The organism is Aminipila luticellarii, from assembly GCF_004103735.1.
GTDB classification, from domain to species: Bacteria; Bacillota; Clostridia; order Peptostreptococcales; family Anaerovoracaceae; genus Aminipila; species Aminipila luticellarii.
This window is the reverse complement of record NZ_CP035281.1, coordinates 102548-115517: the sequence shown is the minus strand read 5'-3', so window position 1 is coordinate 115517 and position 12970 is coordinate 102548. Positions and strand designations below refer to the sequence as shown.

At 43.3% G+C, this 12970-nt stretch carries 10 protein-coding genes and 2 pseudogenes; 3 read left to right on the top strand and 9 right to left on the bottom strand.

Annotated features, from left to right (window positions below; all coding sequences use genetic code 11):
* Positions 1 to 71 precede the first annotated feature (71 nt).
* Both EQM06_RS13440 and EQM06_RS00530 read left to right on the top strand, forming a co-directional pair.
* Positions 72 to 354, top strand: a pseudogene (locus EQM06_RS13440) (metal-sensing transcriptional repressor).
* Between the two features lie 53 nt (positions 355 to 407).
* Complete coding sequence (locus EQM06_RS00530; RefSeq protein WP_164914285.1) at positions 408 to 1025, top strand: transposase; 618 nt, start codon at positions 408 to 410, stop codon at positions 1023 to 1025.
* A gap of 214 nt (positions 1026 to 1239) precedes the next feature.
* Here the strand turns inward: EQM06_RS00530 and EQM06_RS00525 are convergent, their stop codons facing one another.
* The 9 genes and pseudogenes from EQM06_RS00525 to EQM06_RS00490 form a co-directional block, all read right to left on the bottom strand.
* The gene (locus EQM06_RS00525; RefSeq protein WP_128744481.1) at positions 1240 to 3132 is read right to left on the bottom strand and encodes an S-layer homology domain-containing protein; all 1893 of its coding nucleotides are present in this window, start codon (positions 3130 to 3132) and stop codon (positions 1240 to 1242) included.
* A 42-nt stretch (positions 3133 to 3174) separates the two neighbouring features.
* The gene (locus tag EQM06_RS00520; RefSeq protein ID WP_205666566.1) at positions 3175 to 4353 is read right to left on the bottom strand and encodes an ABC transporter permease; all 1179 of its coding nucleotides are present in this window, start codon (positions 4351 to 4353) and stop codon (positions 3175 to 3177) included.
* The gene (locus EQM06_RS00515) at positions 4350 to 5099 is read right to left on the bottom strand and encodes an ABC transporter ATP-binding protein (protein WP_128744480.1); all 750 of its coding nucleotides are present in this window, start codon (positions 5097 to 5099) and stop codon (positions 4350 to 4352) included. Before EQM06_RS00515 ends, EQM06_RS00520 begins: the two co-directional genes overlap by 4 nt.
* Positions 5100 to 5108: 9 nt before the next feature.
* Positions 5109 to 6881, bottom strand: a complete 1773-nt coding sequence (locus tag EQM06_RS00510) for an efflux RND transporter periplasmic adaptor subunit (protein ID WP_128744479.1) — start codon at positions 6879 to 6881, stop codon at positions 5109 to 5111.
* Between the two features lie 161 nt (positions 6882 to 7042).
* Positions 7043 to 7213: a hypothetical protein gene (locus tag EQM06_RS12815; RefSeq protein WP_164914284.1), complete on the bottom strand. Its 171-nt coding sequence runs from the start codon at positions 7211 to 7213 to the stop codon at positions 7043 to 7045.
* Positions 7214 to 7300: 87 nt separating this feature from the next.
* Positions 7301 to 8578, bottom strand: a complete 1278-nt coding sequence (locus tag EQM06_RS00505; RefSeq protein ID WP_128744478.1) for an adenylosuccinate synthase — start codon at positions 8576 to 8578, stop codon at positions 7301 to 7303.
* A gap of 127 nt (positions 8579 to 8705) precedes the next feature.
* Positions 8706 to 10136, bottom strand: coding sequence for an adenylosuccinate lyase (purB, locus tag EQM06_RS00500; RefSeq protein WP_128744477.1), 1431 nt, complete (start codon positions 10134 to 10136; stop codon positions 8706 to 8708).
* Between the two features lie 106 nt (positions 10137 to 10242).
* Positions 10243 to 10380 (bottom strand): annotated as a pseudogene (gene nrdD / locus EQM06_RS13435) (anaerobic ribonucleoside-triphosphate reductase); the annotation flags it as partial.
* 338 nt (positions 10381 to 10718) lie between these two features.
* The gene (locus tag EQM06_RS00490; RefSeq protein WP_128744475.1) at positions 10719 to 11291 is read right to left on the bottom strand and encodes an HDIG domain-containing metalloprotein; all 573 of its coding nucleotides are present in this window, start codon (positions 11289 to 11291) and stop codon (positions 10719 to 10721) included.
* A gap of 322 nt (positions 11292 to 11613) precedes the next feature.
* Here EQM06_RS00490 and uraA point away from each other — a divergent pair, with 322 nt between their 5' ends.
* A complete protein-coding gene (uraA, locus tag EQM06_RS00485) occupies positions 11614 to 12948 on the top strand; it encodes a uracil permease (RefSeq protein WP_128744474.1) in 1335 nt (444 codons plus the stop codon).
* Positions 12949 to 12970: the final 22 nt, after the last annotated feature.

Below are 12970 nucleotides of genomic sequence, written 5' to 3'. Positions count from 1 at the left end.
AAAGATCATGGACAGAGCAAAGCTCTCTCAGGCGTATGCCCATAATTTAAATGGCAGCATAGGTCCTGTATATGCCTGCAATCCGGCCGAAAAACATAAAGGCGTCCACCAATACAAAAACTGTACTGAACCGGCTGGCCCGGGCACGAGGCCACCTGGATGCTGTAAAAAGAATGGTGGAAAATGAATCTGACTGCAGAGGTATTGATTCAGCTATCGGCGGTTACAGCGGCACTTAATAACACTGGCAAAATAATTTTAAAGGATCATATGAAACACTGCATTGTGGATGCCTTGAAATCAGGTGATGATACCGCCGTTAAAAACCTGACTGAATCGATAGGGAGAAAATAAAGCGTTAACTGAAATGGTGGATCGTTCTACTCTGTCAGGGAAAGCGATTATTATTGCAGACAGAGGATACGAGGCGTATAACAACATGGCTCATATTCAAGAAAAGGGATGGAAATCATTACCGCAAAATTGCGCATAACAAGAATTTTGATTATCTTCCTTCAAACAGTAAAAAGTCGGACTTGGCCGTAATATATGCATTGCCATTTCGAGTTGTTCGTTTTCCGATTACGGAGAATACTTTTGAAGTTGTTGTAACAAATCTAGATAAAGATGAATGTCCACCGGATGTTTTAAAACAGTTATATGGGATGCGTTGGAGAATTGAAACATCATTTCGAGATTTAAAATATACAATAGGGTTACTTCATTTTCATTCAAAAAAAGTGGAATACATTCTCCAAGAAATTTTTGCACGGCTGATCATGTATAACTTTTCCGAATTGATTACCTGGCACGTAGTCATAGAAAAGAAAGACAGAAAGTATGTATATAAAGCCAACTTTTCTGTCGCAGTACATATATGCCGTGAATTTCTATTAGGAAAAGGCCTTCCACCTGATATTGAAGCATTGATTGCAAGATATATAACCCCCATTCGCCCTGGACGCTCAAGACCACGAGATATGAAGGTCAAGCAAACAATAAGCTTCATGTATAGAGTAGCATAATTTTTTCGAAAAAAACATCTTTTTTGACAAGAATCCCATCTTGTCTATTTGTCATGTCACGAAAAAGATCATTTACTTTTTTATATAAAAAGAAAAGAGAACCTAACGTCATAGATGACGAAAACTTCTCTTTCTTCTTAACTTAATGCCATTGGTACAATACCCCGTGGCTTTTTTACATTCCGTTCCTTTTGGTCCTTCAAGCGTTCTTATTTTATTGATATATGATCACTCTGATCTGCCCGCCTTTAACTGTCCCTTTATCGTAGCAGTAAGTCATCATTTTTCCGGATTTATATGCTTCGAGTGCATCACTGACAGAACCCTCGTAACTGTAGGTACCTGTCGATGTCTTATATTCATATACGGCTACATCTGCCGCCAGCTTAAAGGATGTGCCATCAGCGAAGGTTACAGAAGAGCCGTCAAAAGATTGAACTTTTGAGCTTGCCCTAGTAATATTTTTCATTTTCTCAATGCTGTCCCCATCCCCGTAAAACATGGCAGGTCCTGCAGATACATTAAAATTCGTATCGCTGCTGTTCAAGGAATAGCTTGTTCCCTTTATATCATATATATAACTTCCGCTTGTGCCTGAACTATTTTTGCCTGAAGACTTTGCAGAAGTTATAACGCCATACTGAAGTGAATCCCCTGTAACATTGTTGAGAATCAGGCTGGTAACCGATCCGTTCCTGGCTTCATAGTACAGAACGTCATCACTGTCAAGGGTCAATCCGTCCAATCTGCTGATGGAGGTGGCAGTATATGCGCCCTCATAGGTATCCAGTATGGTTGCTGTGCCGGCGATCCTAGTATTGCCAATATTCATGAGATCTGAATCGACTGTTCCGGATATCATTCCTCCTCCTGAAACAGAAGAAATCTGCATGTTTCCACCGGAATCAAACGTGATCTTAATCACATCTCCCGGTTCCACCGTAGTATTTTTATCTACAGTATATGCAACTTTGCTTCCTGTCGGCGTCACCCCTTCTATGGCAGTTTTATCAGCCGTTGTCACATAAAGGATGGTTTCCTGTTTTAAGACTGTACTGGAGACCGCGTCCGCCACGTTCCCGGTCCTTCCAAGAAGTAAAGTGATTGCATCTCCTATCTTGAGATTCCCGGTGGAAGACAAGGCTGAAAAGGCTTTTGTGGATTCCAGCGTGTAAGTTTTTCCTGACAGGGTAATGCTGGTGACAGCGTCCTGACTCGGTTCCGCCTTATCATAAATTCCGGTTACCCGGTCGTTGTAAGCCCATACGGTACTTTTTGAATTGGAATAATAAACAATATCATAGTTTTCCACATCGGCAAGACTGATCTTGTTTCCATTCTTATACACGGCAGCTCCTGAATTGATTCCCAGTTTGGTGTACCAGTCAGAAGCTGTGACTGTATACGGTCCATTCATATTGTCCGTTACTACACCTGCATAATCCACCTCACCGTTATCATTTACGGAATATCCGAGAGATTCTGCATAACTCTTGCTTCCGTCTTTTAGGTCAGTCTTCAGTGCGTTATAGATCAGCTGTACCGCATCCCCCTTTGTCATAAGCGTGCCTATTCCCCCTACGATACCCGAAGAAAGTCCCAGGGAAGAGTACAGATTCATCTGCGCATAAGGAAAAGCCCCTGTAAAATCGGATGATGTATATCCCAGTAAGAGCAATGCGCTGTTTACACCCTGCTCCAAAGTCACCATGCTGTCAGGGTTGAAGGTTCCGTTACTGTAACCTGACAGCAAATTATTGGATGCTGCCAGCTTAATATATGGCGCTGCCCAGTTTCCGGCACTTACATCTCTGAATAAAGAAGAATAAGAGGAAGCCGCCACCTGATCCTTATATTTTGATGCCATGACCAGCATCTTGGCATATTGTGCCCTTGTGACATTAGCTCCTAAATTATAATTTCCCGAACTGTCCGGAGAGATAACGCCCATGGCTTCCAGCATCATGGTAGCACTGGATGAATCATCCGTATCCGCCCGTGCCTCTTCCGGCTGAACTGCCATCAATACAATGAGAAGAAAGGCCAGAGCAATAGCGACTTTTCGATATACAGGCCTGCCTCCATATGCAAAATAATTGGTTTTCATAAATTTCCTCCTCTTTTTACTTTGTCAAACTGCTGATAAATCTTAATCATATCTCAGTGCATCGATAGGGTTCATTTTTGCTGCTTTATTGGCAGGAAAATATCCAAAGATAATACCTATTCCTACAGATACAGAAAAGGCCAGTAATATGGCATTCAGTGAAACAATTACAGTCATATCCATGATTTTTCCGGCTGCGGCAGAGACAGCAATACCCAAAAGGATTCCTATAACTCCTCCCAAAGCACTGGTCGTCGCTGCTTCAATTATAAATTGCTCCATAATGTTTTTACGTTTAGCCCCCAGGGCTTTTCTTACGCCGATTTCTCTGGTTCTCTCTGTCACAGAGACCAACATGATATTCATGATTCCTATCCCCCCTACAACCAGTGATATACCGGCTATACCCACGAGTACCGCTGCCATTGAACTGGTCATCTCATTCACCTGCTCGATCATCGAGGTCATACTCGTCACACGGTAGGCGTCTGCACTGCCATAGATTTTATACAGCGCATTTTCAATCAAGGCAACTGTTATATCGATATTTTCTGTATTTATTGCTGTTATGTAGTAGCTGCTGATATTTCCGTTGTAGGAGAGTCTGGTTGCCGTTGTATAAGGGATATAAATTACATCATCGTCCGAACTTTCCTCGGAATCTGCAGTTTCTGTCAGCAATCCCACTATGGTATATTCTGAACCGTTTATTTTTACAGTCTGTCCGATAGGATTTGTTGTTCCGAATAATTCACTTACCACATAACTCCCTGCCACGCAGACTTTCTGCCTTCGGGTCGTATCGATATACTGAATAAATCTTCCCTGGTCCAGTTCGATATGCTGCATTTCCTGATAATTTTCATTAACTCCTTTAACTGTGGTCGTATCGATGGATTCTGTCCCATTTTTTACGGTGACCGATGCGGTCACCATAGGGCTGTACTGGTCTAAATAAGCGGGATTTTCCTTTACAAGCTCTTCGATATCTTCGACCTTTGCTGCCCGGTTTCCGCCTCTTCCCACGAGATTGACGGTAATCGTATTTGTTCCCATACTCTCAAACTGGGAGGTCATGTCAGAGGATAAGCCGTTCATGAGGCTGATCAGCACGATCACCGAGGCAACTCCTATGATAATGCCCAGCATCGTCAGAAAGGCCCTCATTTTGCTACTTTTTAAGCTTTTCAGTGCAAGAGTAAAAGACTGTTTAAAGTTCACTGAGCTTCACCTCCTGCAAAAATAACCTGCTCTGGGGGTACCATCCGCTTTTCTGTGGCGCTTTCCGTAACAGAGTGCCCGCTGTCCTCTATGATCTTTCCATCTGAGACCCGGATAATCCGTTTTGCCTTTTCTGCCACACCCATATCATGAGTGATCAGGACCACCGTATTTCCTTCGGCATTTAACTGCTGCAAAAATTCCAGCACCTCACGCCCAGTTTTGCTGTCTAAAGCTCCGGTGGGCTCATCCGCTAAAATGATGGAAGGTTCTCCTGCCAGCGCCCTGGCGATGGAAACCCGCTGCTGCTGACCTCCTGAAAGCTGGGAAGGCATATTGGTTGTCTTTGTATCCAGCCCGACTCTTTTTAAAGAGATTATGGCTCTTTCTTTTCTCTCTGCTTCGGGTAATCCCTTATAAATTAAAGGGAGCTCCACATTTTCAATAACATTCAGCTTTGGAATCAGATTATACTGCTGAAATATAAATCCCAGGGTCCTGTTCCTGATTTCTGCCTGCTGGTCGTCGTTCAGCGTGCTTACATCCACCCCGTCTAAATAGTATTTTCCCCTTGTCGGCACATCGAGACAGCCTATAATGTTCATGCAAGTGGATTTTCCGGATCCGGACTGTCCGATGATGGCTGCCATTTCCCGCTCTCTAATTTCCAGAGAAATTCCGTCCAGAGCGTGGACCTCACTGTCTCCCATTACGTAGATCTTATAAATGTCCTCTAGCTTTATCATGGCTATCACCTACATTCTGCCGGGAGCACCGCCGCCGCTGCCTCCTCCGGATGAGCCGCTGCCTTTACCGGACCAGTTGCCTCCCGAAGCACCATTTCCTCCGCCAGACATACTGCCGCCGCTTTGACCGCCTCCCATGCCTGGGCCTCTCATCATGTTCTGAGTATTAGAGGATTCTTTTGCCTGCACCTTTACCAGGAGTACATCTCCTTCCTTCAAGCCGCTTTTTACCTCCACATTGTTATCATCACTCAGCCCTATCGTTACCTTTTTTTGAGTTCCGTCCTTCATCGTCACGGTATTCCCCCTGGCTACAGCGTCTACGGGAACTACCAGAACATTTCTGGCAGAATCGATGACGATATTTCCTGTTACATTCATGCCTGGCCACAGGCCATCTGGCTCATTGATAACGATCGTAACAGGATAGGAGGTCACACCTTCCGTAGATGTTCCTAAAAGCCCTATTTTCTCCACATACCCGGTAAAGGCTTTATCCGGAAGTGCATCTGCTGTAATATCCACCGTCTGCCCTACGCTCATGCTGGCTATATCCAGTTCGTCTACGCTGATTTCAAAGGTGATCTTTGACATGTCGGCGATTACAGCCATGGTGGTAGCATTTTCGTCCAATTTATCTCCCGCTTTCACCGATTTTGAGATAACGGTGCCTGAAATCGGAGAGGTAATGGTATAGTTATCCAATTGTTTCTGTGTATTATTATAGGATATCTGAGATTCCCGCAAAGAAAGTTGGCCGTTTTTTAATTCATCCTCCGCATCGTCGCTGTCCAGTGTAGCTATGGCACCGCCATTTTTTAAGTAAGCGCCTTCTACGTTAATTGAATTCACTGTTCCTGCGGCTTCTGCCAGCACAATTTTTTCTGAAGAAGCTTCGAGGGGGGCTGAGGAATAACAGGCTTTGCCTCCCGCCGTTACCGAAACATATGTACCGGTCTTCAAATAACCCGGATTGGTCAGTTCCACCTCCACATCAGTAACGGTTATATAGCCGTCCAGGACTCTTTTGGAATTATATAATTTACTTATTTTTCCTGTTAATTGCTCGAAAGTATTTTCCACCGTGACGGTAACCGTCTCCCCCGTATAAAGGCCTTCTGCATCGATTTCGCTGAAAGGCACCCTTGCTGTCATGGTGTCATTATCGACAACTTTTGCTATTTTGGTGCCTTTTTGTACCGAATCTCCTTTGGCTACATAGAGCTCATCAATCATCCCTTTAATCGGTGAGGTGACCTTGAGCCCGGCATACGCCTTCACGCTGTCGTTATAACTTATTTGCTGCTTCTCTAATGCAATGTCTGCTTTCTCCAGCGAATTTTCCATTTCCTCAGAATCTATCACATAAAGGACATCTCCCTTTTTTACGGTATCTCCCTCTTTAAAAGTATCCTGGAGCACATCCCCCTCCACCAGTGCAGAGATGTTATACTGCTCTACAGGAGTTACCGTTCCGGACCCGCTGACAGCTACTTCTACATTTCCTTTCTTTGCCGTGTATTCCGCAAATTCGGAAGCCGTTTCTTTTCCTAATGCCATACTGCTTATTACATAAGCTGCCGGCAGGATCACTGCCAATGCCATCGCCGTGTATGCCATTTTTTTCTTTCCTGACGTCAGCCTTGTAATTTTTTTCAGAACAGGGATTTTGCTGAACAGGATTTCGATTTTCGCCCCTGTCTTCATTCCGCCCGTTCTGACCGCCGTAAGGATTTTACTCAGACCTGCCTTTGCTTTATTCCTGCTAGTTCCAATGTCCACTGATTATTTACCTCACTTTACTTTGAATCTTGTCATATAAATATTAATGGAAAAACATGGAGCAGCTTTGACTTCAACGTGTACATTGTGTGAAGATATTGTGTATTTTACAAGAAAACTGACCTTAAAGATATTAAATATCTTTAAGGCCAGTTTTCATCTTACCGTTTCGTATTGGGTCCCAGTCCCTCTTTTTTCGAGTTATGGCCCAAATTCTGATGCTGAACGCTTCCCGGCGGAACATTGCCGTTCTTCACCAGTTGTTCAGCATATTTTTCATTTCCAAACCAGAGATCTTCTCCCTCCGGTTTAAAGTCCTTTGAGTTTTCCATATTGGAAGTTTCCCATAAATTATCCAGATCTTTCAAAGAATTCACCTTCCCTTCAAGGCTTATTCTTTCCTGGCATCGGGAAATTTATTATTTTCTCAGGATAATATCGTCACGTCCCGGTCCATTGGAAACCATCGTGATCGGTACACCTATTTCCTTTTCGATTTCTTTTACATAATTCTGGCATTCAGCCGGAAGCTTGTCGAATTCCTTAATGCCTCTGATATCACACTTCCAGCCTGGTAACTTCTTTAATACCGGCTTTGCTTTATAAAGCTGTGTCGTATTAGGGAAATCTGTGGTCACTTCACCATCGATCTCATAACCTACACAAATAGGAATTTCATCTAAATATCCAAGAGGATCCAATACCGTAAGTGCGACTTCTGTAGCTCCCTGTATGCGGCATCCGTACTTGGTAGCCACCGCATCAAACCAGCCTACGCGCCTTGGTCTTCCCGTAGTAGCTCCATATTCGCCGCCGTCTCCTCCTCGTTTTCTCAGGCTTTCTGCTTCATCTCCAAACAGCTCACTGACAAATGCTCCGGCACCGACCGCGCTGGAATAAGCCTTTACCACCGTGATGATTTCCCTGATTTCATAAGGTGCGATACCGGCTCCGATCGCTCCGTACGCAGCTAAGGTAGAGGAGGAAGTAACCATCGGATAAATGCCGTGGTCCGTGTCCTTCAGTGCGCCCAGCTGACCCTCCAGCAGGATGTTCTTTCCTTCTTTAATGGCATTGTACAGATATGCGGATACATTACATACATACGGTCTGACCATTTCCCTGTATTCTACCATGGTCTTATATAGCTCTTCCTTGTCAATCGGCGGCTTATGGTATAAATGCTTCAATATGATATTTTTCTGCTCGCATACATTCTCGATTTTTTCTTTTAATGTATCTTCATCGAAAAGTTCGTTTACCTGAAAGCCAATCTTGGCATATTTGTCTGAATAACACGGTGCAATTCCGGATTTGGTCGAGCCGAAAGATTTGCCTCCCAGTCTTTCTTCTTCATATTCATCAAATAAAATATGGTAAGGCATTAAGATCTGCGCTCTGTCTGAAACCAAGACCTTCGGCTTCGGAACGCCCTGTTCCACCAAGGAGTTGATCTCTTTTACAAGATATGGAATGTTTAAGGCTACGCCGTTTCCGATAACGCTTGTGGTATGATTATAAAATACGCCGGAGGGCAGCAGATGTAACGCAAACTTGCCATAGTCATTTACAATGGTGTGGCCTGCATTGCTTCCGCCTTGAAATCTAACGATTATGTCACATTCCTTCGCAAGCATATCCGTAATCTTACCTTTTCCTTCATCGCCCCAATTAGCGCCTACGATTGCTTTTACCATAAAAAACACCTTCTTCTTTCTTTTATCATCAAGTATATTCATTAAAAAAGCCGATTTAATCGGGAAAAATATTTTCACCAGATTAAACCGACCTCTGGCATGTCATCAGCAATTCAATACCTGAACATTAAACAGTTACTTCCCCTGTAATGCCTAATACATTCTTATTTTTATCCAAAATAGGCTGAACTATTTCTTCAATAAATTCGCTCGTCTGCTGAACGGCTCTTCCTACAAAATTTGCAGGATCCATAATGCTCTGCAGCTGCTCTATCGTCATATTAAATGCAGGGTCTTTCGCTATTCGTTCTAATAAGTCGTTTTCTTTGCCTTCCACCTTAACCATTTTTCCGGCCTCCATGGAATGTTCCCGAATTCTTTCGTGAAGCTCTTGCCTGTCTCCGCCGGCCTTAACCGCGTCCATCAAAATATTTTCGGTAGCCATAAACGGTAATTCCTGCATCAGTCTGGCATGAATGACCTTCGGATACACCACAAGTCCGTCCGTAATGTTTAGGTAAAGCTCCAGTATTCCGTCTACCGCTAAAAAGCTTTCGGGTATACTTATTCTCTTATTGGCGGAATCATCCAGTGTTCTTTCAAACCACTGGGTGGCCGCTGTAATGGCAGGATTGTTTGCATCTGCAATTACATAGTTCGCCAAGGAAGCGATTCTTTCACTCCTCATGGGATTTCTTTTATATGCCATAGCAGAGGAACCGATCTGACTTTTTTCAAACGGTTCTTCCACTTCCTTCAAATGCTGTAATAATCTTATATCATTGGAAAACTTATGTGCGCTCTGCGCTATGCCGCTGAGCACGTTCAGCACCCGGCTGTCCACCTTGCGGCTATAAGTCTGCCCTGAAACAGGATAGCAGGATTTAAAGCCCATTTTTTCTGCTATCATGCCATCTATTTTCTTAACCTTTTCGTGATCTCCGTCAAACAGTTCCAAGAAGCTTGCCTGCGTTCCGGTGGTTCCCTTTGAACCGAGCAGCTTCATGGACTCTATCACATGCTCCAGATCCTCCAGATCCAATAACAGATCCTGCGTCCAAAGCGTCGCACGTTTTCCCACAGTTGTCGGCTGCGCGGCCTGAAAATGGGTAAATCCCAGCGTCGGCATGTCCTTATACTGATCTGCGAACTTTGCCAGTTCAGCAATCACATTGATCAATTTCTTTTTTATAAGTTTCAGCCCTTCTGTCATAAGGATCAAGTCTGTGTTATCACCTACATAACAGGATGTGGCTCCAAGATGTATAATACCTTTTGCTTTAGGGCATTGCCTGCCATAAGCATAAACGTGTGCCATAACATCGTGCCTTACAACGGCCTCTCTTTCTTCTGCTACGTCATAGTTTATATCAAGGGCGTGTTCTTTTAGTTCATCAATCTGTTCCTGCGTAATCGGAAGGCCCAGCTCTTTTTCTGTTTCGGCAAGAGCAATCCAAAGACGGCGCCATGTGCGGAACTTCATCTCCGGTGAAAAGATATATTTCATTTCCTTGCTTGGATAACGCTGCGATAAAGGGCTCGTATAGTTTGTTTTCATATATCATAATCCTTTCTTTACGCCATGATCATATAAATTCCTTTTTGAACCCATATATTTTACCATCATCTCTTTTCAATTACAAGGGGATTCCCTTTCCAAAAATTTAAATGTGTTCCATCCCGCAGCATTCACATCCGTCAAGGCCGTGTTTGACTCTGTCTCGTTCTTCTGCAGCTTTGGCGTTATTCCAATGATCCATGGTCCCTACCAAATAACCCGTAATCCTTCGGATTCGATCAAAGTTCACATGTTCAAATTCGTAGTTTAAATCCACAAATTCTCCGTCTGCTTTTACATCTAAGCTTTCCAGCTTCCTGTTATATTTGTTCTGTAAATACTCCACATATACCTGTGCTTCTTTTTCATCTACGTTTCCGGTGATCTTAATGCTCATAATAATTCCCTCCTATTTATTTTAAATCATATTTAACATCATCTAGTAATTATATTATACCCCTTACCTATATATTGTATAGGAGCTAAACAAAAAAACATCAAAAAAACAAGGATACTTCTCATATAATACCCTCGTTTTCTTTCCTTAAACCTGTATCCTTCAGCAGGCCTTTAAATCGGTTCTTATACGGTTTCCTTCACCGAAGCTTCACAGGCTTTCATCGCTTCAAGGGTTTCCGAAATCAGCTGATCCAGTTCCCAGCCCAGCATACCGGCTCCCTGTTCGATTACGTCACGGGAACATCCCGCCGCAAATCTTTTATCTTTAAATTTCTTTTTAACTGATTTAGGTTCCATATCCTGAACACTTTTGGAAGGTCTTAGGATAACGCCGGCACCGATCAATCCCGTCAGTTCATCTACAGCAAACAAGACCTTTTCCATTTCATGCTCTGGCTTTACATCACAGCAAAGACCGTATCCGTGACTGGCAACCGCATGTATCAAATCCTCGTCCAGACCCTTTTCCTTCAAAATTTCCTGAGCCTTCACACAGTGCTCCTCCGGGTACATTTCAAAGTCTATATCGTGGAGCAAGCCTGCCACTTCCCAAAAATCAGCATCCTCACCATATCCCAGTTTTTCGGCGAAATACCGCATGCAGCCGCCCACAGTCAATCCATGAGTGATATGAAATTCTTCCTTATTATATTCCTTTAGCAGTTCCAACGCATCTTCTTTATTTATTGTTTTCAAAAAACCCGCCTCCTATTATTGTGATTTCCAACAAAAATTCTAATATTTTTTAGTTGATTTCATTAATATATATTATCTCTTCTTTTCCGTTTAATTTCAAGCTATAAATGTTAAAATATCCGAAACTTTATTAAAATACATGATTCCCTGGAAATCGGAAAAAATATAAATGCAGGGACAGGAATTGTACAAAATACTACAAATTGCTATAAAAACTTATTAATTTCCACAAAATGCATTACAAAATATTACAAATTTCTCTTGCCCCTCTCATTAGAAAATGCTATAATCTCTTTTGGTCTAATGAAAGGAGGCTTTTTTTATGGAAAGAAAAATTATTCAAGTGGAGGATAAGGTTCCGTTTTCCTTAATGGCACCGCTCAGTTTGCAGCACATGTTTGCCATGTTCGGTGCCTCGGTTTTAGTTCCCTTCCTGTTTGGAATAAACCCGGCGGTCGTTCTCTTAATGAACGGTATCGGTACATTATTATTTATACTCATTACAAAAGGCAAAGCACCGGCTTACTTAGGCTCCAGCTTTGCTTTTATTGCGCCCGTCATTACTTTAATCGAGAAATATGGGCAGGATCTGGGTTATTCCTACGCTCTGGGCGGTTTCGTAGCCGTAGGGCTGTTCGGAATCTTACTTTCTCTTATCATATATAAATTTGGCGCAGACTGGATCAACGTGGTTCTGCCTCCGGCCGCTATGGGTCCTGTCGTTGCTCTTATAGGACTTGAACTGGCAGGAACAGCAGCGAATACCGCCGGTCTTTTTCAGAACGTTTCCTATACGCTTATAAAAGGAACGCATACGTACCAACAGGTCGTGACACCTATTGATCCGAGAAATGTTATTGTATTTGCCATTACCTTGGGCACCGCTGTTTTCGGGAATGTGCTTTTTAAAAAATTTCTCGCTGTGGTTCCCATTCTTATCGCTATTATTGCCGGTTATATCTCTGCCATTTGCGTGGGCATCGTAAGCTTTGAAAAGGTCATAGCGGCACCGCTCTTCTCTATTCCGAACTTTTCCACGCCTAAGTTCAGTGCAGAGGCCATTCTCATGATCCTTCCTGTTCTGCTCGTTATCACATCAGAACATATTGGACATCAGATTGTTACCAGTGAAATCATCGGAAAAGATTTAATCAAAGATCCGGGACTCCATAGAAGCTTATTTGCAGATTATTTCTCCACCACCCTGTCCGGTCTGATCGGCTCCGTACCCACCACCACTTACGGTGAAAATATTGGCGTCATGGCCGTCACAAAGGTGTACAGCGTCCGGGTCATTGGAGGAGCTGCTGTTCTTTCCATCATATGCTCTTTCGTCGGAAAGCTCTCGGAGTTGATCAGCACCATTCCGGGGCCTGTTATTGGCGGCATCTCCTTTCTATTATATGGAATGATCGGTGCCTCCGGCATTCGAATCATGGTAGATGCCAGATTAAACTACGGCAAATCCAGAAACCTTACCCTTACTTCCGTGGTATTTGTAACCGGTCTGTCCGGAGTTGCCGTTCATTTCGGAGGAATCGAGCTTAAGGGAATGGTACTGGCCTGTGTTGCCGGTATGCTGTTAAGCCTCCTGTTCTATATCTTTGACAGAATGGGCATCACCAACGATCGGGAGGAGCCCGATCAGGTATTATAAATTTAGACTAAAATAGTTAGAC

Coding starts and splice junctions, on each gene's coding strand:
- purB (WP_128744477.1), bottom strand. CDS start 10,136: ATGAAAACAAACTATACGAGCCCTTTATCGCAGCGTTATCCAAGCAAG.
- EQM06_RS00515 (WP_128744480.1), bottom strand. CDS start 5,099: ATGATAAAGCTAGAGGACATTTATAAGATCTACGTAATGGGAGACAGT.
- uraA (WP_128744474.1), top strand. CDS start 11,614: ATGGAAAGAAAAATTATTCAAGTGGAGGATAAGGTTCCGTTTTCCTTA.
- EQM06_RS00525 (WP_128744481.1), bottom strand. CDS start 3,132: ATGAAAACCAATTATTTTGCATATGGAGGCAGGCCTGTATATCGAAAA.
- EQM06_RS12815 (WP_164914284.1), bottom strand. CDS start 7,213: ATGGAAAACTCAAAGGACTTTAAACCGGAGGGAGAAGATCTCTGGTTT.
- EQM06_RS00505 (WP_128744478.1), bottom strand. CDS start 8,578: ATGGTAAAAGCAATCGTAGGCGCTAATTGGGGCGATGAAGGAAAAGGT.